This is a genomic window from Pseudomonas carassii, assembly GCF_036324045.1.
GTDB lineage: Bacteria > Pseudomonadota > Gammaproteobacteria > Pseudomonadales > Pseudomonadaceae > Aquipseudomonas > Aquipseudomonas peradeniyensis.
Window position 1 is genome coordinate 152434 of record NZ_JAZDCT010000005.1, and the last position, 25513, is coordinate 177946.

Sequence of the window (25513 nt, forward strand, 5' to 3'; positions counted from 1 at the left end):
GTTGCCATTGCGTCTTGCGTTATTGCGTCAGTTTGGCCTTGGCCGCCTCGAGGCCTGGCTTGCCGTCCACGGTGGTCACGCCGGCCAGCCAGGCATCCAGCTTGCCGGGGTTGTCCTTGAGCCACTTCTTGGCCGCTGCCTCGGGTTTCATCTTGTCGTCCAGGACATAGCCCATCATGGTGCTTTCATCCTTGAGCTCGAACGACAGGTTCTTCAGCAACTGGCCGACGTTGGCGCACTCCTGCGCATAGCCCTTGCGGGTGTTGGTGAGCACGGTGGCCTTGCCGAAGTCGGGACCGAAATAGGCGTCCCCGCCGGTCAGGTACTGCATCTTGAAGCGGGTGTTCATCGGGTGTGGTTCCCAACCGAGGAACACGATCGCCTCGTCGCGCTTCTGCGCCCGGTCGACCTGGGCGAGCATGCCGGCCTCGCTGGACTGCACGATCTGGAAGCCGGCGTCCTTCAGGCCGAAGGCGTTGTCGTCGATCATCTTCTGGATGGTGCGGTTGCCGTCGTTGCCGGGTTCGATACCGTAGATCTTGCCCTTGAGGTCCTGCTTGAACTTGGGCAGGTCGGCGAAATCCTTCAGGCCCTTGTCATACAGGGCCTGGGGCACGGCCAGGGTGTACTTGGCGTTCTCCAGGTTGGCGCGCACGGTCTCGACGGTGCCGGCGTCGCGGTACTGCTTGATGTCGTTCTCCATGGTCGGCATCCAGTTGCCGAGAAACACGTCCAGGTCCTTGCCGGTGGCCAGCGACTTGTAGGTCACCGGTACCGAGATCATGGTGGTGTGGGTCTTGTAGCCCAGGGCTTCGAGCACGACGCTGGTGGTCGCGGTGGTGACCGTGATGTCGGTCCAGCCGACATCCGAGAAACGCACCGTCTGACACTGCTCGGGTTCGGCGGCCTGGGCCAGCAGCGGAGCGGACAGCAACGCGACCAGCAACAGCTTGGGTGAACCTTTCATGGATGGACTCCTGTGATTTTATCTTCGGGTTCGCGTGGGTCGCCGGGCGTTCTCAGGGCTCCGGTCGACCAGGCCTGCAGAGGGCAGGATGCGAGGCCGTGCAATACGAGTCGCTTTCGATAATCCTCCAGCGTTCGGCAATCGCCTACTGGTGGCGTCGTATCCAGTACAGGACGGGTCGCATCCAGTACGGACGATGTCGCAACTGGATTTTTCCACCCCCCGGCCTCGGTTTTTACGGCGTCCCGGCGCTGGAAAACGGCGCACGCAGGGCCGGTGCAGTGGCGGCGCTGCTGGACAAAAGTACGTCGGTTGCAGACGGCGAGGGGGTGGGCAAAAGCCCGATGATGCGAGCATTCCGAGGCGGCTCGAGCTTTCAGCCTAGCAGTTGCGCAAGGCGGTGTTCGGCGCTGCGAGACAAGCCCATCAAGAGGTGATGCGACAATGGCCATCAGCGTGTTCGACCTGTTCAAGATCGGTGTCGGGCCTTCCAGCTCACACACCGTCGGCCCCATGCGCGCTGGCGCGCTGTTCGTCCAGGGGCTGCGTGAACGCGGCGAGCTGGAGTGGGTACGGCGCATCGAGGTGCGGCTGTATGGCTCGCTGTCGGCCACCGGTGTCGGCCATGGCACCGACAACGCCACGATTATGGGCCTGATGGGCGAATGGCCCGACGCCATCGACCCCAGCCAGATCACCCCGCGCATCGCCGACCTGCGCGAAACCCACGTGCTCAAGCTCGACAACCGCTTGCCCATCGAATTCGTCTGGGCCCGCGACATGCTGCTGCTGGACGAGAACCTGCCGTATCACCCCAACGCCATGACCCTGATCGCCGAAGGCGAGGGCGGCGAGCTGCACCGCGACACTTACTACTCGGTGGGCGGCGGCTTCGTGGTCGATGCCGCCCAGGCCGCCAGTGGTGTGCTGGACGCCGACCAGACCGTGCTGCCCTACGACTTCAACAGCGCCGCCGAGCTGCTGCAGCTATGCAGGCAAAACGACCTGAGCGTGTCGCAATTGATGCTGGCCAACGAGAAGGTCTGGCGTAACGAAGAAGAGATCCGCGCCGGCCTGCTCAAGCTCTGGCAGGCCATGCAGGAGTGCGTGGACAACGGCCTCAAGCACGAAGGGATTCTGCCCGGCGGGCTCAATGTGCGCCGCCGCGCCGCCAAGCTGCACCGCAGCCTGCAGGAGCTGGGCAAGCCTAATGTGATCGGCTCGACCATGAGCGCCATGGAGTGGGTCAACCTCTACGCCCTGGCGGTCAACGAGGAGAATGCCGCTGGCGGGCGCATGGTCACCGCGCCCACCAACGGCGCGGCCGGGATCATCCCGGCGGTGCTGCACTACTACATGCGTTTCTCCGATGTGGTGGACGAATCCAACGTGGTGGATTTCTTCCTCGGCGCGGCGGCGGTGGGCATCCTGTGCAAGAAGAATGCCTCGATCTCCGGCGCCGAGGTCGGTTGCCAGGGCGAGGTCGGTTCGGCCTGCGCCATGGCCGCGGCGGGCCTGGCCGAAGTGCTGGGCGCGACGCCCGCGCAGCTGGAGAACGCCGCCGAGATCGCCCTGGAGCACAACCTCGGCTTGACCTGCGATCCGGTTGGCGGCCTGGTCCAGGTGCCGTGCATCGAGCGCAACGCCATCGCCGCGGTGAAGGCGATCAACGCCGTGCAGATGGCCCTGCGCGGCGACGGCGAGCACTTCATCTCCCTCGACCAGGTGATCCGCACCATGCGCGATACCGGCGCCGACATGCACGACAAGTACAAGGAAACCTCGCGTGGCGGCCTGGCGGTCAGCGTCATCGAGTGCTGATGCGCCGTTCTGGCCCACGCCTGACCGATGCGCCACATTCTGGCGCATCGGTTGTCATCTACCGGCCGTCGCCTGTCGTTACCAGCAGGGTCGTTGTCGGTGACACTCAAGTCTGTCGCATCTGGGCAACCTTCCCACAAGTGCTACCGAATTGCTCAGCGGTGACGCGCAGGGGCGCTGGCGCGCCCGTTTGCGTTTGACCTGACGCTCATCACCCGGCCCGCTGGAAGGCGCATGCCGACGTCGTTTTTGGGTTTTATTGGATGAGCGTTCAATTTCAGGCATGCCATTTGCGTTGAGATTGGCAAAGCCCCTGCATACGAAACGGGGCCATTACAAGAACAGTGCTCGCCTGAGGCACACCCTGCATTGTGTGAGGAGAAATCGCGATGACGTCGTACACCTCCGGGAACCCAACCCAGAACCGCACAGCACCCCAGTCCATTGGTTTTCTCCTGCTGGACAACTTCACTCTCATTTCCCTGGCCTCGGCCGTCGAGCCCCTCCGTATGGCCAACCAGCTGTCCGGCCGCGAGCTGTACCGCTGGCACACGCTGACCGTCGACGGTGGCCAGGTATGGGCCAGTGATGGCCTGCAGATCACACCGGACGCGGCGATGCACAACGCACCGCCCATGGACACGGTGATCGTCTGCGGCGGCGTGGGCATCCAGCGCACCGTCACCCGCGAGCACGTCACTTGGCTGCAGGCCCAGGCCCGCCAGTCGCGCCGCCTGGGTGCGGTGTGCACCGGCAGCTGGGCGCTGGCCTGCGCCGGCCTGCTCGACGGATTCGACTGCAGCGTGCACTGGGAATGCCTGGCGGCGATGCAGGAAGCCTATCCTCGGGTGAACATGAGCACCCGCCTGTTCACCCTCGACCGCAACCGCTTCACCAGCTCCGGCGGCACTGCGCCGCTGGACATGATGCTGCACCTGATCAGCCGCGATCATGGCCGCGAGCTGTCGGCGGCGATCTCCGAGATGTTCGTCTACGAACGCATCCGCAACGAGCAGGACCACCAGCGCGTGCCGCTCAAGCATATGCTCGGCACCAACCAGCCGAAGCTGCAGGAAATCGTCGCGCTGATGGAGGCCAACCTCGAGGAGCCGATCGACCTGGACGAACTGGCGGTATACGTGGCGGTGTCGCGGCGCCAGCTCGAGCGATTGTTCCAGAAGTACCTGCACTGCTCGCCGTCGCGCTACTACCTCAAGCTGCGCCTGATCCGTGCGCGGCAACTGCTCAAGCAGACGCCGATGTCGATCATCGAGGTGGCGTCGGTGTGCGGGTTCGTCTCCACGCCGCACTTCTCCAAGTGCTATCGCGAGTACTTCGGCATTCCGCCGCGTGACGAGCGCGTGGGTTCGAACACCACGCAACAGGTGGCGATGATGCCGATTCCGCAGGCCATGGCCCTGTCGCCGCACAGCGGGCCGATGGCGGCGCTGAGCCAGGCGCGCAACGAGTCGACATTTGCCAGCGTGCGCCTATAGCTGAAAACTGGCCCCCTGTAGGAGCGGCCTTGTGCCGCGATGGGGCGCGCAGCGGCCCTGGGTTCCAGCAACGCTGCACTATCGATGGGGCTGCTTCGCAGCCCTTTCGCGACGCAAGGCCGCCAGTCAATGCTTCAGGCGCGCTTGTTGAACTGCGCCAACGCCGGCAGCAACTGCTTGTCGATAGCCTGGCGCACGGCCGGCAGGATCGTCGCGCTGCCGGTGTACATCTGCTCGACCATGCCCTTCAGGGCCCGCGCATTGGGCTCGGTCAGTCCGCGTATCACCACCTCGCAGGCCTGCTCGGCACTGGCGCCGGCCGGAATGTCGAAACCCCGCGAGCGCAGTTGGCCCAGCAGGTCGTCCTGGTCGATCAAGTCCGCATGCATCATGACTAATGTCCTTCGCCACTGTTGTTTGCCATCGATTCTGTGTCCGACGCGCCAGGGCGGCAAGGGCGGATTGTCGCGATGGCCGCTTTGGCTAAGAACAGGTCGTTTACGGCTAAATCGGCGGGGAGGGAAGGCCCCACACTGGAGTCATTCACGGCACCGAGGGTTTGGTCACCCTCACTTCATGCACAGTGGATGTTGCTCGCTCTTGGCCCCGGATGCTCACGGCTTTCCGGGGTTGTTTTTTTGGGCGACCTATTAATTTTGCTAGTTGTTGGCCATCGTGCCTGCATCTCTAATGAGGTCGTTCGAAAAAAGGAGCAGCGGCATGACCTCGCCAATGAGAATGATGCTAGCAGTGACGTTAGCTGTTTCCCTTCTTTCTGCTTGTTCCTTGACCCAGCAGGTATCAGCGCCAACGGCCCGTGCGGCGCCAGCGCTATTCGAGCTTGGGCCTACAATGGACCGCCAAGGCTGGCTTGAAATGCAGCGCAAAAGAAACCTTGCAGCTTATCTAAACGACTTGCTTGATGACCCCGCGAATCAGGAGATCCGCTCGGTGACCGTTTCACCGGAACTTGTCGGGTATGGAACTCGACTGATTTCGGTGCTACTGCCGGGTGAAAAGCAGGTGCAATATCAGCTTCGCTGGTTCGGTGGTGATAAGCCGGGTAAGTCCTATTGGTATGGCGACAGACCGTCTGATCGTAAACAACGCTTCTCATCTTCTGCGGAAGTGGACGTTGATCCATCAAGTTGGGTTTCGCTGGTTCGCTATGGCGATAAAGTATTTGGAGAGATACGTGTAGACGGAAAACTTTACCGGCTCGATTATGTGGGGGCAGGGCAGCAGGTACTGATAAGAGTGGACGCTTCGGAATCCGTGCAGGCCCAGACTTGTGTTCGGGTAGAAGACCCTGATCCGAGCCCCTCCGCGCATCCTTTTGTACGGCAGCAGAGTGCGCAATCGACGGCAGTCAGTACTGTCCGGGTAATGATGATGAGTACTGTCGAAGCCCGTGCGGGTTTTTCCCGGAGGCCCGCAGACTATCCCAGTCTGTCAGACATCATGGAAGATCATCTGATTTTTGCAAATCGCCAGTTGCAGGACAGTGGTGTTGAAATAAAGTATGAATTTGCCGGGTATGTTGAAAGTATCGCCAGCGAAAAAGGCCGGACACCCAATGCGGTCTTGAACCTGATCCGTATGAGTGGCAGCGATGTGTACACTCAGATGCAGGCTGCGCGTGATCGCTTGCGCGCAGATCTGGTGCTCACCGCCATTGTCGACCCAACGGTGTTCGGAAGGTACTACATGGCGAGTCGTAAAGAGACTGGATTCACCACCTGGAACGTAGTGGGCGACTATCTGGACATGGGCCATGTTCTTGGTCACAACATCGGTGGTGAGCATTACTGGGAACCAGGCGATCCAGATTTTTTTGACCCGCCCTACCAGCACGGCTATCTACTTCCTGGCGGCAATGCCAGAACCATAATGACGGATTATGAGGACTGCCGGGGCTGTACGAGGCTCAACTACTACTCAAATCCGCGCAAACAGTGGCAGGGTATACCGTTAGGCACGGCAGAACGCCATGACGTGGTGCGTCGACTTAATGAACGGCGGACGGCTGTAGAATATTTTTATCCTTGATAGCTTATTTCTAAGGCTCAATAGAGAGATAGTAATAGGCTTTTCAGTGTTTCAGGAGAATGCTGTGAAGAAATTACTTATGAAGATCGGGCGTGCCTGCATGATCTTTTTTTATTCGGCAGGACTTTATGCTGTCGAGCCGGTAACTCCGCAGGTGAGTCCGATAGATTATAAAATAGCTGTTAATCTCACAGGTAATGAGTGTGAGGGTGCTATCAGGGCGTTCGGCGTGAGCACAGCATGTAGGCTTCCAAATGGAGCGACACCGGATCGGCTGGACTTTACGTTTACACCTAGAGACTATATAAGTCTCTGTGGTCTGGATCGAGAGGGCTTCAGAGTTTTCTGTATCACAGGGTCAAGCCAATCAGGTAATAAAGATAACGTCCATCTTACGAATGGCAGATTCTATACAGTGCCGAGTGGTTGGGGATTGGTGCAATACAGTCCATACCCCTATGATATTGCGGAGCTTGAGTATGGGCCGGGCTTTGCGTGGGTCGAGTTTTATCCGCAGGCCGGATTGGCGGGAGAAAGGTTATGTGTTATGGCGTTGGGGCTTGAGTCCTCCCAGTTGGCGTGTAATGGTGTCGGACGCCAAGCCAGGTCTGCGAAAATAATTGGCGTGCACAATCCTGGTAAACCATATTGGGTATGTTTCAGAACACCGGATGACGAGGCAAATCGCTGTTATTCTAGTAGGTACTACAATTCTTCTGCAGGGGTTTTGAAGATTATGGATATTGATAGTGAAAGTCCCCCGCAATATGGAGCAATCAGGGTGAAAGAGGGAAGAGTCGCTGGGTCACTGTACTCTGTCGACTATTTGCAGTGATATACATCTGTGGCATGGCCCTCGCTAGTAAGTGAGGGCCTGTTTACGAGCGGGAGTTTAACGTGAGGCAAGTGAGATGGACCGGCCGATGACGTCATGGGGAAGGCCGGAATCCTGAGTTGCTATCAATTTTCCAGTTTGTCCTTGCAGTCATCAGCAAACGGTCACCCTCACTTCATGCACAGTGGATGTTGCTCGCTATTAGCCCCGGATGCTCACGGCTTTCCGGGGCTTCTTATTCACCTGATATTTTTGCCAGTTGTTGGCCTGCAATCTCGTACCGTTTAATTAAGGCCATTCCAACTGAGGGGCCGTGTCATGGTTGATCAGCCGCGAAATCATTGTCTTAAAATATGTGTGGCGATTGTGCTGTCGTTACTGTTGCAGGGCTACGCAGTCGCGTCGAGTGTGCCCCTTCTGGCCGAGCGGGGCACCACGATGGCGCGAGAGGCGCTGGAGGAACTTCAAGCAAAAGGCATGTATCACCTGGATGTGCTACTTGATAATTCTGCAGGTAAAAAAATACAGTTACTAACGGCCCATCCAACGGTCGTGAACGAGAATAACCTGCAATTGTCCGTGCGCTTTGGAAAGCAGGTGTTGGAATTCCAACGGTATGAGTATAAAGCCCCGACGCTACCGGAGTACGACAGCCAATATGGTGCTGGAAAGGGTATTCGGCCAGCGGTCTATTGGTTTGGTTCCAAATCGTATGATCGCAAAGCCCATTTTTCCAGTGCCTCGGGTGCCGCATTCGATCCCACCAATTTTATTTTCTTGGCTCGCCGTGGTGATTCGCTTCGCGGCAAGATGGTCGTCGACGGTACGCTTTACCTGCTAGAGGATGTGGGAAACGGCAAGCATGCTTTTTTGGAGGTCGCTGTAAAAAATGAGCTGCCTTGCCTTGTGGAAAAGGATGAAGCGGCTGATGCGAAAAACGCCTTGGCGGTGAATGAGAAATCCCCGCCCGTTGATGAGCATTCAGTTATCAAGGTGCTTCTTGTGAACACCTTAACAGCCGGGTGGATCCAGGAACCACCAGTTATGAATAGAATGATTGATGAGTTGGAGTTTCTCAACAGTACAAATAGAGTTTACGCGATTCCTGTCGTCTATCAGGTTGTTCAGCTTATGAACTCAGGGGCAAGGGATGATATTTTCCACGGGGGGAGGGAAATTCTCAGGGACTTCCGATTCGCCGAGAGCGCGGAAACAAAAATAGTCGCGCAAGCGCGTGAGCGACTTGGGGCAGACGTGGTAATGGTCGGAGCTGTTAGTGTCTTTTCGAAGGGCGTGTCTTATCAAGCGGCCAGGAAAGAAACAGCGTATTATGTGTTTAATGCCAAGAATCCCGTGGGCTTTACTCATCAGTTTGGGCACCTGTTAGGGATAGAGCATGGGTGGAATCAGGGTGACCCTGAATTCAACCCTACGTATCAGCATGGTTTCATGTTTAGGTACAATGGTAAGGACTATCCATCGATTGGATATGATAAAGAGAATTGCAGGGGTGACAATCGTTGTAAGTATATTTTGTATTATTCCGATCCTGGGAACTCATGGGAAGGAAACCCTCTCGGCACCTATAACCGCAACAATGAAGTTCGTCGTTTGACCGAGCGAGCGCAGATCATCGAGGCTTTCCATCCACAGGCAGGAAGGTCTCAACTCGGCAATGGCTTTAGCTTGGAGCCCTGAGAACCGGTAGGTGTCCCAGGGCTGCAGCGCTGTTTTCGCCGTTTGAAAGCCTATCCCGGTAGTCGGATGATCCGCCCTGCCAACGCCGGTCGTGCCAGATCCTGTTGCGTGCCCTCCAGCTCATACAATAGTGCCAAGCTGTGGTTACCGAAGGGCGTCGACGTGGGGCCCGCCAAGTCTACATGCAGCAACATCTGCTCACTGGCCGCCAGCGCCACATCTGACCCGTCGCGGTGCAAGCTGTGGTACAGATGCAGGCGCTTCTTGTCGAAGCCGATGATTTGTGTCTGCACCCACACCTCGGTATCGAGCTTCACCTCGTGCAGGTAGTTGATGTGCGCCTCCAGGGTAAACAGCGAATGCCCGCTCTGCCCGCGGGCATCGGCGTCCAGGCCGATGCGCTCCATCAGTGCATCGGTGGCGTAGCTGAAGATCAGCAGGTAATAGGCATCGCGCAGGTGGCCGTTGTAGTCGACCCATTCCGGCAACACCCGAGTACGGTAGGTGATCAGGGCGGGCATCGTTTTCTCCTCAATCGCCAAAGGCCATGCCGTGCTGAGTTTTGCTGGACTTCACCGCTTCCAGCACTGCCAGCAGGGTGTCGTCACGATAACGCTCCAGCGCGGCGATGCTGCGTTCGCCCAGCTGCTCCGAGGTACCTTCCACCACATCGTCAATCAGCTTGTCGGTAAGCTCCGGTGCCGGCAGGTAAGTCCAGGGTAGCTTCAGTGCCGGGCCGAACTGCGCCATGAAGTGGCGCATGCCGGCGTCGCCTCCGGCCAGTGTATAGGTGAGGAAAGTACCCATGAACGACCAGCGCAGGCCGGCGCCGAAGCGGATCGCATCGTCGATCTCGCCGGTGCTGGCGACACCGTCGTTGACCAGGTGCAAGGCCTCGCGCCAGAGCGCTTCGAGCAGACGGTCGGCGATGAAGCCGGGAACTTCCTTGCGCACATGCAATGGGCGCATGCCCAGCACGGTGTAGATGGTTTTCGCCGCTTCGATGGCGTCGGGGCTGGTACTGCGGCCACCGACGATCTCCACCAGTGGCAACAGGTACACCGGGTTGAACGGGTGGCCCACCACGCAGCGTTCGGGGTGGCTGGCCGACTCGTAGAACTCGCTGGGCAGCAGGCCCGAGGTGCTGGAGCCGATGATCGCATTCGGCTTGGCGGCGGCACTGATCTTCGCGTGCAGGTCGAGCTTGAGGTCCAGGCGTTCAGGGGCGCTTTCCTGGATGAAATCGGCGTCGCGTACACATTCCTCGATAGTGGCGACGAAGGTCAGGCGATCCTGCGATGCGCCGGGCGCCAAGCCTTGCTTCTGCAGCGCTGGCCAGGCGTTGGCGATGCGCTTGCGCAGGGCCGCCTCGGCGCCCGGTGCCGGGTCCCAGGCGACCACGTCCAGGCCATGGGCCAGGGCGCGGGCGACCCAGCCGCTGCCGATCACGCCGCTACCCAGGGCGGCGAAGGTCTTGATCTCGGTGATGAAAGGCATATCGAGCTCCTACGGGGATTTTAGCGATGCTTGAGGTTCATCTTTTCCCGGCCTTCTGCCGGGCTGAGCACGCGGGCACCCATGCGGGTGATGATTTCCGCTGCACGTTCCACCAACTGGCCGTTGCTGGCCAGCACGCCACGGTCCAGGTACAGGTTGTCTTCCAGCCCGACCCGCACGTTGCCGCCAAGCAGCACCGCCTGGGCGGCCATGGGCATCTGCATGCGGCCGATGCCGAAGCCGGCCCAGGTGACGTCGGCCGGCAGGTTGTCGACCATCGCCTTCATGGTGGTGGTGTCGGCCGGCGCGCCCCAGGGGATGCCCAGGCATAGTTGGAACAGCGGGTCGTCCAGCAGGCCTTCCTTGATCATCTGCTTGGCGAACCACAGGTGGCCGGTGTCGAAGATTTCCAGTTCGGGCTTCACGCCCAGCTCGGTGATGCGTTTGGCCCCCGCGCGCAGTTGGGCCGGGGTGGAGACGTAGATGGCGTTGCCGTCGCCGAAATTGAGGGTGCCGCAGTCGAGGGTGCAGATTTCCGGCAGCAGTGCCTCGACATGGGCCAGGCGCTCCAATGGGCCAATCAGGTCGGTGCCTGGACCGAATTCCATTGGTGATTCGCCCGGGCCGATCTCCAGGTCGCCGCCCATGCCGGCGGTGAGGTTGACGATGATGTCCACGTCAGCCTCGCGGATGCGCTCCATCACTTCGCGGTAGAGGTTGACGTCGCGGCTGAAGCGGCCGGTTTGCGGATCGCGAACGTGGCAGTGGACCACGGTGGCGCCGGCCTTGGCGGCTTCGACGGCGGCTTCGGCGATCTGTTTCGGGGTGACCGGGACCAGGTGGCTCTTGGCAACCGTGTCGCCGGCGCCGGTGAGGGCGCAGGTGATGATGACGTCGTGGTTCATGGTGTGTTTCCTTGTGATGTCTGTGCTGGCCCTGTCACCTGTAGGAGCGGCCTTGTGTCGCGAAAGGGCCGCGAAGCGGCCCCATCAACATCTGCCTGATGCATGAATCCTGGGGGCGCTTCGCACCCCTTTCGCGACACAAGGCCGCTCCTACACCGACCGGGTTGACCTGTCGGTGTGCGAGTAGGCGATAAGGTTCTGTCAGTTGGCCGTGAGCTTGAGGTTTTCCGCGGCGGGCTTGCCATCGAAGGTCGTTACCCCCTCGAGCCAGCGCGCCTTGTCCTCGGGGTGGTCCTTGAGCCACTGGCGGGCCGATTCAAGCGCGTCCTTGTGATCGAGCAGCGGCTGCATCATCCGGCTCTCGTCCTCGGCGCTGAAGCTGAGGTTGGCCAGCAGGCGGTGGGCGTTGGGGCAGCGTTCGGCATAGTCCGGCGCGGTCACCGTCCACACCGTGGCGCGGCCTTCGTCCGGGCCCAGGGCATCCTGGCTGTCGCCGAGGTAGACCATGTCGATGTTCACGTTCATCGGGTGCGGCGCCCAACCGAAGAACACCACCGCCTCCTTGCGCCGTACCGCGCGATCCACCGCGGCGAGCATGCCGGCCTCGCTCGACTCGACCAGCTGGAACTTGCCCAGGTCGAACTGGTTCTTGGTGATCATCGCCTTGATCTGGGTATTGGCGCCGGAGCCCGGCTCGATGCCGTAGATCTTGCCGCCCAGTTCCTTCTGGAACTTGTGGATGTCGGCGAACGTCTTCAGGCCCTTGTCGGCCAGGTACTTCGGCACGGCCAGGGTGGCGCGGGCGTCTTCCAGGCTGGGCTTGTCGAGCACCTTGACCTGGTTGGCCTGGATGAACGGGGTGATGGTCTGGGTCATGATCGGGTTCCAGTACCCGAGGAACATGTCCAGGCGCTTGTCGCGGATACCGGCGAAGATGATCTGCTGCGAGGCGCTGGTCTGCTTGGTTTGATAACCCAGTCCATCGAGCAGCACCTGGGCCATGGCGCTGGTGGCGATCACGTCGGTCCAGTTGACCACGCCCAGGCGTACGTCCTTGCAGACGGCGGGTTCGGCGGCGAACAGGGGAGCGGTTATGGTAGTGCTGAGCGCGAGGGACAACAGGCTGCGGCGGATAAAGCGTTGCATGGTGGCTCTCCATCGGCAGTGCATATTGTTATGGGTCCGGCCTCTGCGGGCCGTGAGAACACGCTACGCTGGCAGCGGGGTGGAAAATCGCACCCTGGCGACCAACACTTGCACGGAGGCGACCACCTTTGCGCGGAGCATGCGATGCCGGAAACCATAGACTTCCTGTTGCTACCCGGCTTTTCCGCCATGGGTTTCATCAGTGCCATCGAGCCGCTGCGCGTGGCCAACCGCTTCCGTGGCCCGTTGTACCGCTGGCGCGTGCTGAGCCTGGACGGTGGCGCGGTAGAGGCCAGCAACGGCATGTCGGTGAATGCCGACGGCGCGCTGGGGGAGGGCGGGCATGGGCGGCTGTTGCTGCTGGTGGCCGGCTTCGAGCCACTGGCGTGCTATGGGGCGGCGCTGCAGCAGGCGCTGCGTCGTCTCGACCATGAAGGCGTGGTGCTCGGCGGTATCGACACGGGCGCGATGGTACTGGCCGAGGCTGGGCTGCTCGACGGCCACCGGGCGACCCTGCACTGGGAGGCGCTGGAGGCGTTCAAGGAGCGTTACCCACGCCTGCAGGCGACCCAGGAGCTGTTCGAGATCGACCGTCGGCGCATCACTTGTGCCGGCGGCACGGCCTCCATCGACCTGATGCTCGACCTGATCGCCCAGGCCCACGGCAGCGAGCTGGCGGTGCAGGTTTCCGAGCAGTTCGTGCTCGGGCGCATCCGTCCACGCCAGGACCATCAGCGCATGGAGATCGCCACGCGCTATGGGCTGCGCAACAAGAAGCTGGTGAAGGTGATCGGCGAGATGGAGCGCAATACCGAGCTGCCGCTCAACACCCAGGTGCTGGCCGATGGCGTGCAGGTGACCCGACGGCAATTGGAGCGGTTGTTTCGCCTGTACCTGGACGACACGCCCAGCGGTTTCTACCTGCGCCTGCGGCTGGACAAGGCCCGGCAGCTGCTGCGCCAGACCGACATGAGCGTGCTGGAGGTGGCGGTGGCGTGCGGGTTCGAGTCGGCGTCGTATTTCACCCGCTGCTATCGGGCGCGGTTCGAGCGGTGTCCGCGGGAGGATCGACTGGCCAAGGTAGTTTGAGGCCGGGCCCAGGGCCTCTGTAGGAGCAGCCTTGTGCCGCGAAAGGGGTGCGAAGCGCCCCCATGAATCGTGCATCAAGCTGATATTGCCAGGGCCGCTTCGCGGCCCTTTCGCGGCACGAGGCCGCTCCTACAGGTTAAAACGGCACAACGCGGTGTTCACTGTTGACCAATGGACTGCAGGTATTCCGACCGCTCGTCGCTACGCTGCGCCACACAGGTGTTCCACGCCGCCTCGAATGCCTTGCTCCCCGGCTTCTCGGCCCAGGTCTCGACCTTGCAGTCAGCGTCGCGCAACTGCGCCCACAGCTTTTCGGCGGCCTCCATCTTGCCGCTCAGCGCCGCGGCCTTGTCGCTTTCATCGGCGTACTGGTCGCGGATGCGTTGCATCAGGTCGTCATAGGCCGATTTCAGCTCGCGCTCGGCGGTCTGCTTGTTGTAGGCCGCGCAGGCGTACCCCTGCTGGTCGGTCTCGACGTTGTCGCAGGGCGTGCTTTCTTCCTCGGCGGCGTGCGCGGTGCCCGCGACCGCCAGCAGGACCAGCCATGCCATTGATTTCATCCGATTTCTCCTGAACAGGCTGACGAATCGCTGGATTCTCGCTCAGCGCAGGTTCGGGCGATAGCTCCCTGACGAAATGTTCATCAAAGGCCGTTATCGAGACTCGCTCTCATTGCCGAGGGCCGTGCCAGAGCGTGCCAGGTCGGCCATTGACGCTTTCGGCAAACCCCCTGTCGTTTTTGCATCGGGGCGCCTCGGGCGGCAGGCATATGCTGGCCCCAAAGCGCCGGCACAAGGTTCGGCGCATGCAGACTTCAATAAAAGGGGACAGCCTGATGAGCCCAGCCGAACTTCACGCCGACAGCATCGTCATCGACGGCCTGATCATTGCCAAATGGAACCGCGAGCTGTTCGAGGACATGCGCAAGGGCGGGCTGACCGCAGCCAACTGCACGGTCTCGGTGTGGGAGGGCTTCAAGGCCACCGTCGACAACATCGCCGCCAGCCAGAAGCTGATCCGCGAAAACAGCGACCTGGTGATGCCGGTGCGCACCACCGCCGACATCCGCAAGGCCAAGGAGCTGGGCAAGACCGGCATCCTCTTCGGCTTCCAGAACGCCCATGCGTTCGAAGACCAGATCGCCTATGTCGACGTGTTCAAGCAGCTCGGCGTAGGCATCGTGCAGATGTGCTACAACACCCAGAACCTGGTGGGTACCGGTTGCTACGAGCGTGATGGTGGCCTGTCGGGCTTCGGCCGCGAGATCGTCGCCGAGATGAACCGCGTCGGCATCATGTGCGACCTGTCCCACGTCGGCTCCAAGACCTCCGAGGAAGTCATCCTCGAATCGAAGAAGCCGGTCTGCTATTCCCACTGTCTGCCCTCGGGCCTTAAAGAACACCCGCGCAACAAGTCCGACGCAGAGCTGAAATTCATCGCCGACCACGGCGGCTTCGTCGGCGTGACCATGTTCGCGCCGTTCCTGGCCAAGGGCATCGACTCGACCATCGACGACTACGCCGAGGCCATCGAGTACACCATGAACATCGTCGGCGAGGACGCCATCGGCATTGGTACCGACTTCACCCAGGGCCATGGCCAGGACTTCTTCGAGTACCTGACCCACGACAAGGGCTACGCCCGCCGTCTGACCAACTTCGGCAAGATCATCAACCCGCTGGGAATTCGCACTGTCGGCGAATTCCCCAACCTCACCGAGACCCTGCTCAAGCGCGGCCATTCCGAGCGCGTGGTACGCAAGATCATGGGCGAAAACTGGGTCAACGTCTTGAAAGACGTTTGGGGCGAGTAAGCCGCTCTCCAAGCCTGAAAGCCCCTGCCAGCAACGCCGGGGCATCCAAACAAAAAATTTTATGGAGTTGAGTTTCCATGGCCAAGATCGCCCCGCAATTGCCAATCGAAGTCGACAGCGAGACCGGTGTCTGGACCAGCGACGCCCTGCCGATGCTCTACGTGCCACGGCATTTCTTCGTCAACAACCACATGGGCATCGAGGAAGTGCTGGGCGCCGACAAGTACGCCGAGATCCTCTACAAGGCCGGCTACAAGTCCGCCTGGCACTGGTGCGAAAAAGAGGCCGAATGCCATGGCCTGGAAGGCGTGGCGGTGTTCGAGCACTACATGAAGCGCCTGTCCCAGCGTGGCTGGGGCCTGTTCCAGATCCAGGACATCGACTTGGATAAAGGCACCTGCAGCGTCAAGCTCAAGCACTCCGCATTCGTGTACGTCTATGGCAAGTGCGGCCGCAAGGTCGACTACATGTTCACCGGCTGGTTCGCCGGTGCCATGGACCAGATTCTCGCTGCCCGCGGCAGCTCGATCCGCACCGTGGCCGAACAGGTCTACGGCGGGTCGGAAGAAGGCCACGAAGATGGCCTGTTCGTTACAAAGCCGTTGTAAGCCGGAGATAGCGTCATGGCCTTCGAAGCAATGTTCCAGCCGATCCAGATCGGCAAGCTGACCGTCCGCAACCGCGTGCTCAGCACCGCGCACGCCGAGGTCTACGCCACCGATGGCGGCATGACCACCGACCGCTACGTGAAGTACTACGAAGAGAAGGCCAAGGGCGGCATCGGCCTGGCCATCTGCGGCGGCTCGTCGGTGGTGGCCATCGACAGCCCGCAGGAGTGGTGGTCGTCGGTCAACCTGTCCACCGACCGCATCATCCCGCACTTCCAGAACCTCGCCGACGCCATGCACAAGCATGGCGCCAAGATCATGATCCAGATTACCCACATGGGCCGTCGCTCGCGCTGGGACGGCTTCAACTGGCCGACCCTGATGTCGCCGTCGGGCATCCGCGAACCCGTGCACCGCGCCACCTGCAAGACCATCGAGGTGGAGGAGATCTGGCGGGTGATCGGCAACTACGCGCAAGCGGCGCGTCGTGCCAAGGAGGGCGGTCTGGACGGCGTCGAGCTGTCGGCCGTGCACCAGCACATGATCGACCAGTTCTGGAGCCCACGGGTCAACAAGCGTACCGACGAGTGGGGCGGCACCTTCGAGGGCCGAATGAAGTTTGGCCTGGAAGTGCTCAAGGCCGTGCGCAAGGAAGTCGGCGACGACTTCTGCGTGGGCATGCGCATCTGCGGCGACGAGTTCCATCCCGATGGACTCAGCCACGAGGACATGAAGCAGATCGCCGCCTACTACGACGCCACCGGCATGCTCGATTTCATCGGCGTGGTCGGCTCGGGCTGCGACACCCACAACACCCTGGCCAACGTCATCCCCAACATGAGCTACCCGCCGGAGCCCTTCCTGCACCTGGCGGCCGGCATCAAGGAAGTGGTCAAGGTCCCGGTGCTGCACGCGCAGAACATCAAGGACCCGAACCAGGCCACGCGCATCCTCGAAGGCGGCTATGTCGACATGGTCGGCATGACCCGCGCGCACATCGCCGACCCGCACCTGATCGCCAAGATCAAGATGGGCCAGGTCGACCAGATCAAGCAGTGCGTCGGTGCCAACTACTGCATCGACCGCCAGTACCAGGGCCTGGATGTGCTGTGCATCCAGAACGCCGCGACCTCCCGTGAATACATGGGCGTGCCGCACATCATCGAGAAGTCCACCGGGCCGAAGCGCAAGGTGGTGGTGGTTGGCGCCGGGCCGGCCGGCATGGAGGCGGCCCGCGTCGCCGCCGAGCGTGGCCACGACGTCACCGTGTTCGAGAAGAAGGACCAGATCGGCGGGCAGATCACCATCGCTGCCAAGGCGCCGCAGCGTGACCAGATCGCCGGCATCACCCGCTGGTACCAGCTGGAGTTCGCCCGCCTGAAGGTCGACCTGCGCCTGGGCACCGCCGCGGATGTGGACACCATCCAGGACCTGCGCCCGGACATCATCGTCCTGGCGGTGGGCGGCCATTCGTTCCTCGAGCAGAACGAGCACTGGGGCGCCGCCGAAGGGCTGGTGGTGAGCAGCTGGGATGTGCTGGATGGCAAGATCGCGCCGGGCAAGAACGTGCTGGTGTACGACACCATCTGCGAATTCACCGGCATGTCGGTGGCCGACTTCATCGCCGACAAGGGCAGCCAGGTCGAGATCGTCACCGACGACATCAAGCCGGGTGTGGCCATGGGCGGCACGACCTTCCCGACCTACTACCGCAGCATGTACCCCAAAGAAGTGATCATGACCGGCGACATGATGCTGGAAAAGGTCTATCGCGAGGGTGACAAGCTGGTGGCGGTGCTCGAGAACGAATACACCGGCGCCAAGGAAGAGCGCGTGGTCGACCAGGTGGTGGTGGAGAACGGCGTGCGCCCTGACGAGCAGCTGTACTACGCGCTCAAGGACGGCTCGCGCAACAAGGGCCAGATCGACGTGGAGGCGCTGTTCGCCATCAAGCCGCAGCCGATCCTCAGCCAGCCGGGCGAGGGCTACCTGCTGTACCGCATCGGCGACTGCGTGGCCCAGCGCAACGTGCATGCGGCGATCTATGACGCCTTGCGGTTGTGCAAGGACTTCTGATCGCACCGCCTCTCTGTAGGAGCGGCCTTGTGCCGCGAAAGGGCTGCGAAGCAGACCCGGCAATGTGTGGTACTGCTGAACATGCCGGGGCCGCTGCGCGACCCTTTCGCGGCACAAGGCCGCTCCTACAGGGCTCCGCGTCGCTCTTGAGAGCGGCGCAAGAATCCAGCTGTTGTGGGAGCCTCCCATGTTGAACACCCTCTTACCCATCCTGCTGTTCACCGCCCTTGGCCTGGCGGTGCTTGGCGCCCTGCGCCGGGTGCGCATGTGGCGGCGTGGGCGGCCTAGCAAGGTTGACCTGATCGGTGGCCTGCTGGCCATGCCACGGCGTTACCTGGTGGACCTGCACCATGTGGTCGAGCGCGACAAGTACATGTCCAAGACCCACGTGGCCACTGCGGGCGGCTTCGTGCTGTCGGCCGTGCTGGCGATCCTGGTGCACGGCTTCGGCCTGCACAGCACGATCCTGGGCTACGCCTTGCTGGTGGCCACGGTGATCATGTTCACGGGCGCGCTTTTCGTCTTCAAACGTCGGCTCAACCCTCCTTCGCGCCTGTCCAAGGGCCCATGGATGCGCCTGCCGAAAAGTCTGCTGATGTTCGCGGCGAGCTTCTTCATCGCCACGCTGCCGGTTGCCGGCATCCTGCCGGAAGGTAGCGGTGGATGGGTGCTGGTCGCCTTGCTGGGTGTCGGCGTGCTGTGGGGCGTGTCCGAGCTGTTCTTCGGCATGACCTGGGGCGGCCCGATGAAACACGCCTTCGCCGGCGCTCTGCACCTGGCATGGCACCGCCGCGCCGAGCGCTTCGGCGGTGGCCGCTCCACCGGCCTCAAGCCGCTGGATCTCGAAGACCCCAACGCACCGCTGGGCGTGGAGAAACCGGTCGATTTCACCTGGAACCAACTGCTCGGCTTCGACGCCTGCGTGCAGTGCGGCAAGTGCGAGGCCATGTGCCCGGCGTTCGCCGCCGGCCAGCCGCTGAACCCGAAAAAGCTGATCCAGGACATGGTCATCGGTCTGGCCGGTGGCACCGACGCGCAGTTCGCCGGCAGCCCCTACCCGGGCAAGCCGGTCGGCGAACATGGCGGCCATCCGCGCCAGCCGATTGTCAACGGCCTGGTGGATGCCGAGACGCTGTGGTCGTGCACCACCTGCCGCGCTTGCGTCGAGGAATGCCCGATGATGATCGAGCACGTCGATGCCATCGTCGACATGCGCCGCCACCTGACCCTGGAAAAGGGCGCCACGCCGAACAAGGGCGCCGAGGTGCTGGACAACCTGATCGCCACCGACAATCCCGGCGGTTTCGCCCCGGGCGGGCGGATGAACTGGGCGGCCGACCTCAACCTGAAACTGCTGTCCGAGGTGAAGCGCACCGAGGTGCTGTTCTGGGTCGGCGACGGCGCCTTCGACATGCGCAACCAACGCACCCTGCGGGCCTTCGTTAAAGTGCTCAAGGCTTCGGGCGTGGACTTCGCCGTGCTCGGTCTTGAAGAGCGCGACAGCGGTGACGTGGCCCGACGCCTGGGCGACGAGGCGACCTTCCAGCAATTGGCCAAGCGCAACATCCAGACCCTGGGCAAATACAGCTTCCAGCGCATCGTCACCTGCGATCCGCACAGCTTCCATGTGCTGAAGAACGAATACGGCGCCTTGGGCGGCGACTACCAGGTTCAGCACCACAGCACCTATATTGCCGAGCTGATCACCGCCGGCAAGCTCAACCTCGGCCAGCACAAGGGCGGCAGTGTCACCTACCACGATCCGTGCTACCTGGGTCGCTACAACGGCGAATACGAAGCCCCGCGCGAAGTGCTCAAGGCGCTGGGTATCGAAGTGCGCGAGATGCAGCGCTCGGGCTTCCGCTCCCGCTGCTGTGGCGGTGGCGGCGGTGCGCCGATCACCGATATCCCCGGCAAGCAGCGTATTCCCGACATGCGCATGGACGATATCCGCGAGACCGAGGCCGAGCTGGTGGCGGTGGGTTGTCCACAGTGCACGGCGATGCTCGAGGGCGTGGTCGAACCGCGTCCGCAGATCAAGGACCTGGCCGAGCTGGTCGCCGATGTGCTGATCGAAGACGAAGCCCCTGCAACCGCGAAGTCGCAGGCTGCCAAACGTGAACCTGCGGAGGTGCACTGATGAGCGACATCATCCGCCGCGACCCACGCGCCGAGTGGATCGCCCGTAACCGCCTGCATCCGCTGCACGCGGCGATGCAGACGCAACAGACGAGCTGGATGGGCCCCCACGGCATCATCCGCAAGAACCCGCACGCGATCGCCGCCGGCTTCATCGGCCCCAGCGGCCTCAAGCGCATCGACCGCAGCGGCGCCCAGCAGGGTACCGGTGTCGGCGGGCGACGCAGTGCAGCCGCCGAAGTGCAGTTGCCGCTGCATCAAGTGGTTGAGCCTGCCTTCTACATCGCCGTGGTGCCGGACATGGTCGGTGGCCGCCTGGGCAGCCACGACCGCGACCTGCTGGGCCTTGCCCACAGCCTTGCCGGCAGCGACGGCGCGGTTTTGGCCGTTGTGTTCGGCGAGCACAAGGAAAACAACTTTTCCACAGCCGGCGTCGATCGCTTGCTGGTCATCGAGGGCGAGGCCTTCGCTGGTTATGCACCGGAGCAACTGGTGCAGGGCTTGCGGGCTGTGGATAACCAGTTCGCGCCGCGCCACTGGCTGTTGCCCGACAGCCGTACCGGCGGCGGCGAACTGGGCCGCCGCCTGGCCGCCGCACTGGGTGAACGCCCGGCGACACGGGTGTGGCAGGTCAAGGACGGCCAGTGCATCGGCCGTGCCGGTGCCGGCCAGCAGGATCTCCAGCGCAGCGTGCCGCGGTTGATCCTGGCCGCCGCCGAATGTGCCGAGCCGGTCAGCGAAACCCGTCATGAAGCGTTGCCGGTGGAGTTGTCCACAGGCGTGGCGCGCAGCCTTTCGCGTATCGAAGACCTGGGCTCGGTGGCCGTGGACCCGGCCGCCATCGCCATGGCCGAGGCCGAGTTCATCGTCTCCGGCGGCAACGGCGTCAAGGACTGGGACCTGTACCACCGGGCCACGGCGGCCTTGGGCGCGACTGAAGGCGCCTCGCGGGTGGCGGTGGACGACGGCTTCATGCCGCGCAACCGCCAGGTCGGCGCCACCGGCACCTGGGTCACGGCGCGGGTCTACGTGGCTGTGGGTATCTCCGGCGCCATCCAGCACCTGCAGGGCATCGGCGCCTGCGACAAGGTGGTGGCGATCAACATGGATCCGGGCTGCGACATGATCAAGCGGGCCGACCTGTCGGTTATCGGCGACAGCTCGGCGATTCTCAAGGCACTGATCGAGGCTGTGGACAACTTCCGCAGCGGCGGCCAGCGCGACGCGGCATAGGGGCAGCGAGCATGAGTACGAAAGTCATCAGCCTGGTCTCGATCGGCGCCCACCCAAGTTCCGGCCGCGCCCGTCGCGCCGAGCAGGATGCCCGCGCCGTGGAGTTGGGCCTGCAACTGGCTGGGGATAACTTGCAGGTGGTGCATGCCGGTGATCCTCGCGAAGAGGCGCTGCGTGCCTACCTGGGCATGGGGCTGGATCATCTGGATGTGCTGGAACAGCCTGCTGGCGCCGATGTGCTGGGTGTGCTCGGCGACTATCTGCGCGACGCGGGTGCTCAGCTGGTGCTGACCGGCAGCCAGGCCGAAACCGGCGAAGGCTCGGGGATGCTGCCGTTCCTGCTGGCCGAGAAGCTGGGCTGGCCGCTGGTAGTGGGGCTGGCCGAGGTCGAATCGATCGACAACGGCACCGCCCAGGTGCTGCAGGCTCTGCCACGGGGCCAACGGCGCCGCCTGAAGGTGCGCCTGCCGTTGCTGGCGACTGTGGATAACGCCGCGCCCAAGCCTCGGCAATCGGCGTTCGGCCCGGCCCGGCGTGGTGTGCTGGCGGCGCGCAACGTGGCGGTGATCGAGGATCCGCTGCTGGCCGAGGATGCCCTGCAACCGGCCAGGCCACGGCCCAAGCGCCTCAAGGTGATCAAGGCCAAGAGCGGCGCCGACCGCATGAAGGCGGCCACGGCCAAGGCCAGTGGCGGGGGCGGCAAGGTGCTCAAGGACGTTTCTCCACAGGAAGGCGCCGAGGCGATCCTCAAGCTGTTGGTGGAGGAGGGGGTCCTGCGTTGACGCCGCGCGGGACAAGCCCTGGCTACAGGGGCTGTGGGAGCGGGCTTGCCCCGCGATGATGTCACTACAGCCCCCCCAGATCCTGGCTCTCAACCTGTCTCCCGCACCACATTCAATGCCAGGCCCGGCAACTCCTCGATAACGCTCTCGAACGTCACCCGCTCCCCTTCCCGCAGCGCCTGTGCATAACTGCCCTCGAAGCGACGCCGAAACGGTCGTTTTCACTTCATCACACCCTGTGACTGAAGGAAACTGGCAGAAATGCCAGGGGCTGCACATTTTGCCCACCGAATCTGTTCGCCAGCCTGTGGGTAAAGTGTTTGTTCTTGGCTGGAAGGTGCATTCCTCATGGCTTACGACGGGTTGATCAAAAAAACAGCAGTGACATTTGATGATGACGTGTGGCTTCGGGCCAAGCGTTGAATGGACTTGCCCACATTCACTGTGAGCGGACCTGTGGACAACATGTTCTATGTTGCCTACAGGCCTTGATTCAAAAGGGTTTGCTGAAAGTGATCAGTTTTTGATCAATACCTGTCGGCAGGGCGCCGAATCTCAAGAAAATGAGTAAGTTGGGGACCTATCCACAGCTAGCGTCGTGTTCCCTGTTTCATTTTCAACAATCTCTGTTGGTGCCCCTGTGGAAAACGTGTTGGAACCTTGATCAAGCCCTTGTAGCAAGCGGCCTACACCCTTTTGAGCATTTTTTGATCAGGTGAGCGTGCACTGCTTGTTCAGGAGAGCGTCGCTTAACTGTTTATAAACTGTTGAAAACTTCGCTAACGCAGGTACTGGCAACCCTGTGAACTGGTATTTTTGCCAGGTTCACTACTCTGGCCATATTGATAGATTTTGTACGTACACCACTGCAAAGGTACGTCGAGATGGCTACGCAAACGCTACTGGCGAGCGACAGGTTGCAGAGTCCCTGCTTGGCAAAGGGCCGCGCTGAGAGCTTGGCTGCGGCCTACACGCCATATGGACAGAGGTCGCCAGCATCCTTCCCCGCGGCATTGGGCTTCACCGGTCAGCGTTTCGAGCAAGCCCTGGACGGCTATGTGTTGGGCAGCTATCGCGTCTATAGTGTAGGGCTCATGCGTTTTCTCAGTGCGGATTCATGGAGTCCTTTTGGTGGAGGGGGGCTCAATGCCTATGCCTACTGTGCGGGCGACCCGGTCAATCAACGTGATACTAATGGTCATATGATGATGACCTTCAATGCGGCGGCACCTTACGTCGGGGGGGTTAGTAACCTGGCGATCGGGAGTTGGGTCATGCTTGGGGGGACCCCCACAACCAACTTTGATGTTCAGGTTGCTAGAGGAATGTCGCTGGGGGCCTGGGGAGGATTAGGCGTCAAGATCGCGAAGCAGGCCGTTCCTGAAGGTCCTGCCAAGGTAGCATTAACGGTAGCAGAGGTAGCACTTACCGCGATTGGTGCTGGATTCAGTGGGGCGAGGTCAATAAAGGCAATAAAGAACTCCGGAAAAGACTCATGGGCCAGGGTGAAGAAAAATATGGGCGTTATTATTAGTGGATTGCCGACTACACCAGCAGAACCGGTGACGCCCCTCAATACAATGAATAATCACGCAATACTTCAAATTGAGTCGAACGCTCCTACTAGTTTGCCTGATGGGCTTCGGCGCCGAGGCAGGGGATCTTCGAGAGACTCTGAATCTGATTTGTCTACTACCCTACCTGGTACCCCACCTTCAACTCCTTTTGCGATGGGGGGGGTGTTCGATCTAGATGAAATGAAGACTATTCTTCGCAAGGATAGCAATCACCAGCACAGTGACTGAAAGCTATATATCTCGCGCAATACATTTCGTAGTTTGTCTATGAGGACAACCATCAATAAGGGCTGCATTGCAGCCCTTTCAGTGAGTAAAGTCGTGCGGTTTACTGGGCCTGTACTTCCCTCAGATATGCCGCCGGCTCCGCCCCCAGGTTGTTCAGCACCCGCTGGCTGTACCAGTCGATGAAGTTCACCACGCCGAATTCATAGGTCTTCGAGTACGGCCCCGGCTGATAGGCCGTGGAGTTGATCCCGCGCTGGTTCTCCTCCGCCAACCGACGGTCCTGGTCGTTGGTGGCGTCCCACACCTTGCGCATGTCCTCGGGGTTGTAATCCACACCTTCCACCGCGTCCTTGTGCACCAGCCACTTGGTGGTGACCATGGTTTCCTGGGCGCTGATCGGCCACACGGTGAACACGATCATGTGGTCGCCCATGCAGTGGTTCCACGAGTGCGGCAGGTGCAGGATGCGCATCGAGCCGAGGTCCGGGTTCTTGATGCGGCCCATCAGCCTCTGGCAGGCCTGCTTGCCGTCCATGGTCATCGACACGGTGCCCTTGAGCAGTGGCATGCGCACGATGCGGTTACGCAGGCCATGGCTCTTGTGCAGGTACGGAATCTTCTCGGCTTCCCAGGCGGCGGCCGAGGCGGCCACGTGGTCCTTGAATTCCTGGCTGGCGCGGGGGTCGTTGGTGTCGTCCCACTCCAGCAGCGTCTTCAACAGCTCCGGGTGCGAGCCGCTGCAGTGGTAGCACTCGCGGTTGTTCTCCAGCACCAGCTTCCAGTTGGCCTTCTCCATCAAGGTGGTCTGCACCGCCACCTTGGTGTTCTCCATGTCGTAGGGTTCCATGTAGTGGTCGAGGGTGGCGAGGAACTCATCGATGGCCGGCGGGTTTTCGGCCAGGCTGATGAAGATGTAGCCGCCGGCCACCTTCACATTCACGGGCTTGAGGCCGTACTGGTTCATGTCGAAGTCGGCGCCCATCTCGGTGCCGGCGAACAGCAGGCGGCCGTCGAGTTCGTAGGTCCACTGGTGGTAGTGGCAGACCAGCTTGGCCACCTTGCCCTTGTCGCTGACGCACAGGCGCGAGCCGCGGTGGCGGCAGACGTTGTGGAAGGCATGCACCTTACCTTCGGCACCGCGAATCACGATGATCGGGTTCTTGCCGATCTGCAGGGTGATGTAGTTGCCCTTGGTCGGGATCTCGCAAACCATGCCGGCGATCAGCCATTCCTTGTGGAAGATCTCCTGCATGTCGATCTGGAACAGGCGCTCGTCGCAGTAGAACGGCTGCGGCAGCGAGTAAGTGCGCTCGCGGGTCTGCAGCATCTCGGCGGTGGCCTTGCGTGCAGGTTCCAGTGGATCGCCCAGGCTCAGGGTTGCGGTGACGTCCATCGTGTGGTCCTCGGGGCCGCGTGCGGCCGGCTGAAGTGGCTAATCGTTGTTGTAGTGCCGCAAGGCTGTTGTTCGCGATAAACAGCATGTTGTTTTGCCGAGGAGTGTGCGTCCGGGCCGGGAAAGGACCATATCCACGGGCGACATGGCCGCATCGAATT

Annotated in this window: 20 protein-coding genes; 12 read left to right on the forward strand and 8 right to left on the reverse strand. The window is 61.6% G+C overall.

What is annotated here, in order from left to right; all coding sequences use genetic code 11:
• Positions 1 to 19: 19 nt before the first annotated feature.
• On the reverse strand, positions 20 to 967 hold the full coding sequence (locus V0R62_RS05785; protein WP_186731759.1) for a choline ABC transporter substrate-binding protein: 948 nt from the start codon (positions 965 to 967) through the stop codon (positions 20 to 22).
• Between the two features lie 444 nt (positions 968 to 1411).
• Here V0R62_RS05785 and V0R62_RS05790 point away from each other — a divergent pair, with 444 nt between their 5' ends.
• Complete coding sequence (locus V0R62_RS05790; protein WP_330103045.1) at positions 1412 to 2788, forward strand: L-serine ammonia-lyase; 1377 nt, start codon at positions 1412 to 1414, stop codon at positions 2786 to 2788.
• Positions 2789 to 3177: 389 nt separating this feature from the next.
• The gene (gene gbdR, locus V0R62_RS05795) at positions 3178 to 4284 is read left to right on the forward strand and encodes a choline metabolism transcriptional regulator GbdR (RefSeq protein WP_050703415.1); all 1107 of its coding nucleotides are present in this window, start codon (positions 3178 to 3180) and stop codon (positions 4282 to 4284) included.
• Positions 4285 to 4418: 134 nt separating this feature from the next.
• Here gbdR and V0R62_RS05800 read toward each other — a convergent pair whose 3' ends face one another.
• On the reverse strand, positions 4419 to 4676 hold the full coding sequence (locus V0R62_RS05800; RefSeq protein ID WP_028688456.1) for a hypothetical protein: 258 nt from the start codon (positions 4674 to 4676) through the stop codon (positions 4419 to 4421).
• Between the two features lie 328 nt (positions 4677 to 5004).
• On the opposite strand from V0R62_RS05800, the gene V0R62_RS05805 reads away from it, so the two are divergent.
• Both V0R62_RS05805 and V0R62_RS05810 read left to right on the forward strand, forming a co-directional pair.
• The gene (locus V0R62_RS05805; protein ID WP_330103046.1) at positions 5005 to 6333 is read left to right on the forward strand and encodes a hypothetical protein; all 1329 of its coding nucleotides are present in this window, start codon (positions 5005 to 5007) and stop codon (positions 6331 to 6333) included.
• A 1153-nt stretch (positions 6334 to 7486) separates the two neighbouring features.
• Positions 7487 to 8866 (forward strand): hypothetical protein, encoded by a 1380-nt coding sequence (locus tag V0R62_RS05810; protein ID WP_330103047.1) that lies wholly within the window; start codon positions 7487 to 7489, stop codon positions 8864 to 8866.
• 50 nt (positions 8867 to 8916) lie between these two features.
• Here V0R62_RS05810 and V0R62_RS05815 read toward each other — a convergent pair whose 3' ends face one another.
• From V0R62_RS05815 to choX, 4 genes are all read right to left on the reverse strand, one after another.
• Positions 8917 to 9387, reverse strand: a complete 471-nt coding sequence (locus tag V0R62_RS05815) for a thioesterase family protein (RefSeq protein ID WP_330103048.1) — start codon at positions 9385 to 9387, stop codon at positions 8917 to 8919.
• A gap of 10 nt (positions 9388 to 9397) precedes the next feature.
• Entirely contained in the window at positions 9398 to 10363 is a 966-nt protein-coding gene (locus tag V0R62_RS05820) for an L-carnitine dehydrogenase (RefSeq protein WP_330103049.1), read from the reverse strand.
• 20 nt (positions 10364 to 10383) lie between these two features.
• The gene (locus V0R62_RS05825; protein ID WP_330103050.1) at positions 10384 to 11268 is read right to left on the reverse strand and encodes a BKACE family enzyme; all 885 of its coding nucleotides are present in this window, start codon (positions 11266 to 11268) and stop codon (positions 10384 to 10386) included.
• A gap of 201 nt (positions 11269 to 11469) precedes the next feature.
• On the reverse strand, positions 11470 to 12414 hold the full coding sequence (gene choX, locus V0R62_RS05830; protein ID WP_330103051.1) for a choline ABC transporter substrate-binding protein: 945 nt from the start codon (positions 12412 to 12414) through the stop codon (positions 11470 to 11472).
• A 144-nt stretch (positions 12415 to 12558) separates the two neighbouring features.
• Between choX and V0R62_RS05835 the strand changes: the two genes are divergently transcribed.
• The gene (locus V0R62_RS05835; protein ID WP_330103052.1) at positions 12559 to 13503 is read left to right on the forward strand and encodes a GlxA family transcriptional regulator; all 945 of its coding nucleotides are present in this window, start codon (positions 12559 to 12561) and stop codon (positions 13501 to 13503) included.
• 158 nt (positions 13504 to 13661) lie between these two features.
• Here V0R62_RS05835 and V0R62_RS05840 read toward each other — a convergent pair whose 3' ends face one another.
• The gene (locus V0R62_RS05840) at positions 13662 to 14063 is read right to left on the reverse strand and encodes a lysozyme inhibitor LprI family protein (RefSeq protein ID WP_330103053.1); all 402 of its coding nucleotides are present in this window, start codon (positions 14061 to 14063) and stop codon (positions 13662 to 13664) included.
• A gap of 275 nt (positions 14064 to 14338) precedes the next feature.
• Between V0R62_RS05840 and V0R62_RS05845 the strand changes: the two genes are divergently transcribed.
• The 7 genes from V0R62_RS05845 (at position 14339) to V0R62_RS05875 (ending at position 23959) form a co-directional block, all read left to right on the forward strand.
• Positions 14339 to 15316: a dipeptidase gene (locus V0R62_RS05845; protein WP_186712608.1), complete on the forward strand. Its 978-nt coding sequence runs from the start codon at positions 14339 to 14341 to the stop codon at positions 15314 to 15316.
• A gap of 77 nt (positions 15317 to 15393) precedes the next feature.
• The gene (locus V0R62_RS05850; protein ID WP_028688448.1) at positions 15394 to 15924 is read left to right on the forward strand and encodes a DUF5943 domain-containing protein; all 531 of its coding nucleotides are present in this window, start codon (positions 15394 to 15396) and stop codon (positions 15922 to 15924) included.
• A 15-nt stretch (positions 15925 to 15939) separates the two neighbouring features.
• A complete protein-coding gene (gene dgcA / locus V0R62_RS05855) occupies positions 15940 to 18000 on the forward strand; it encodes a dimethylglycine demethylation protein DgcA (RefSeq protein ID WP_330103054.1) in 2061 nt (686 codons plus the stop codon).
• A 187-nt stretch (positions 18001 to 18187) separates the two neighbouring features.
• Positions 18188 to 20140, forward strand: coding sequence for a dimethylglycine demethylation protein DgcB (gene dgcB, locus V0R62_RS05860; protein WP_330103055.1), 1953 nt, complete (start codon positions 18188 to 18190; stop codon positions 20138 to 20140).
• Entirely contained in the window at positions 20140 to 21372 is a 1233-nt protein-coding gene (etfA, locus tag V0R62_RS05865; protein WP_330103056.1) for an electron transfer flavoprotein subunit alpha, read from the forward strand. Before dgcB ends, etfA begins: the two co-directional genes overlap by 1 nt.
• Before the next feature lie 11 nt (positions 21373 to 21383).
• Positions 21384 to 22154, forward strand: a complete 771-nt coding sequence (etfB, locus tag V0R62_RS05870) for an electron transfer flavoprotein subunit beta (protein WP_330103057.1) — start codon at positions 21384 to 21386, stop codon at positions 22152 to 22154.
• A gap of 884 nt (positions 22155 to 23038) precedes the next feature.
• Complete coding sequence (locus V0R62_RS05875; RefSeq protein WP_330103058.1) at positions 23039 to 23959, forward strand: RHS repeat-associated core domain-containing protein; 921 nt, start codon at positions 23039 to 23041, stop codon at positions 23957 to 23959.
• 100 nt (positions 23960 to 24059) lie between these two features.
• Here V0R62_RS05875 and gbcA read toward each other — a convergent pair whose 3' ends face one another.
• A complete protein-coding gene (gbcA, locus tag V0R62_RS05880; protein WP_330103059.1) occupies positions 24060 to 25352 on the reverse strand; it encodes a glycine-betaine demethylase subunit GbcA in 1293 nt (430 codons plus the stop codon).
• Positions 25353 to 25513: the final 161 nt, after the last annotated feature.

Bases quoted from the DNA above. Each gene is read 5' to 3' on its own strand.
- V0R62_RS05785 (WP_186731759.1), bottom strand. From the start codon at position 967: ATGAAAGGTTCACCCAAGCTGTTGCTGGTCGCGTTGCTGTCCGCTCCG.
- V0R62_RS05790 (WP_330103045.1), top strand. From the start codon at position 1,412: ATGGCCATCAGCGTGTTCGACCTGTTCAAGATCGGTGTCGGGCCTTCC.
- gbdR (WP_050703415.1), top strand. From the start codon at position 3,178: ATGACGTCGTACACCTCCGGGAACCCAACCCAGAACCGCACAGCACCC.
- V0R62_RS05800 (WP_028688456.1), bottom strand. From the start codon at position 4,676: ATGATGCATGCGGACTTGATCGACCAGGACGACCTGCTGGGCCAACTG.
- V0R62_RS05805 (WP_330103046.1), top strand. From the start codon at position 5,005: ATGACCTCGCCAATGAGAATGATGCTAGCAGTGACGTTAGCTGTTTCC.
- V0R62_RS05810 (WP_330103047.1), top strand. From the start codon at position 7,487: ATGGTTGATCAGCCGCGAAATCATTGTCTTAAAATATGTGTGGCGATT.
- V0R62_RS05815 (WP_330103048.1), bottom strand. From the start codon at position 9,387: ATGCCCGCCCTGATCACCTACCGTACTCGGGTGTTGCCGGAATGGGTC.
- V0R62_RS05820 (WP_330103049.1), bottom strand. From the start codon at position 10,363: ATGCCTTTCATCACCGAGATCAAGACCTTCGCCGCCCTGGGTAGCGGC.
- V0R62_RS05825 (WP_330103050.1), bottom strand. From the start codon at position 11,268: ATGAACCACGACGTCATCATCACCTGCGCCCTCACCGGCGCCGGCGAC.
- choX (WP_330103051.1), bottom strand. From the start codon at position 12,414: ATGCAACGCTTTATCCGCCGCAGCCTGTTGTCCCTCGCGCTCAGCACT.
- V0R62_RS05835 (WP_330103052.1), top strand. From the start codon at position 12,559: ATGCCGGAAACCATAGACTTCCTGTTGCTACCCGGCTTTTCCGCCATG.
- V0R62_RS05840 (WP_330103053.1), bottom strand. From the start codon at position 14,063: ATGAAATCAATGGCATGGCTGGTCCTGCTGGCGGTCGCGGGCACCGCG.
- V0R62_RS05845 (WP_186712608.1), top strand. From the start codon at position 14,339: ATGAGCCCAGCCGAACTTCACGCCGACAGCATCGTCATCGACGGCCTG.
- V0R62_RS05850 (WP_028688448.1), top strand. From the start codon at position 15,394: ATGGCCAAGATCGCCCCGCAATTGCCAATCGAAGTCGACAGCGAGACC.
- dgcA (WP_330103054.1), top strand. From the start codon at position 15,940: ATGGCCTTCGAAGCAATGTTCCAGCCGATCCAGATCGGCAAGCTGACC.
- dgcB (WP_330103055.1), top strand. From the start codon at position 18,188: ATGTTGAACACCCTCTTACCCATCCTGCTGTTCACCGCCCTTGGCCTG.
- etfA (WP_330103056.1), top strand. From the start codon at position 20,140: ATGAGCGACATCATCCGCCGCGACCCACGCGCCGAGTGGATCGCCCGT.
- etfB (WP_330103057.1), top strand. From the start codon at position 21,384: ATGAGTACGAAAGTCATCAGCCTGGTCTCGATCGGCGCCCACCCAAGT.
- V0R62_RS05875 (WP_330103058.1), top strand. From the start codon at position 23,039: ATGGCTACGCAAACGCTACTGGCGAGCGACAGGTTGCAGAGTCCCTGC.
- gbcA (WP_330103059.1), bottom strand. From the start codon at position 25,352: ATGGACGTCACCGCAACCCTGAGCCTGGGCGATCCACTGGAACCTGCA.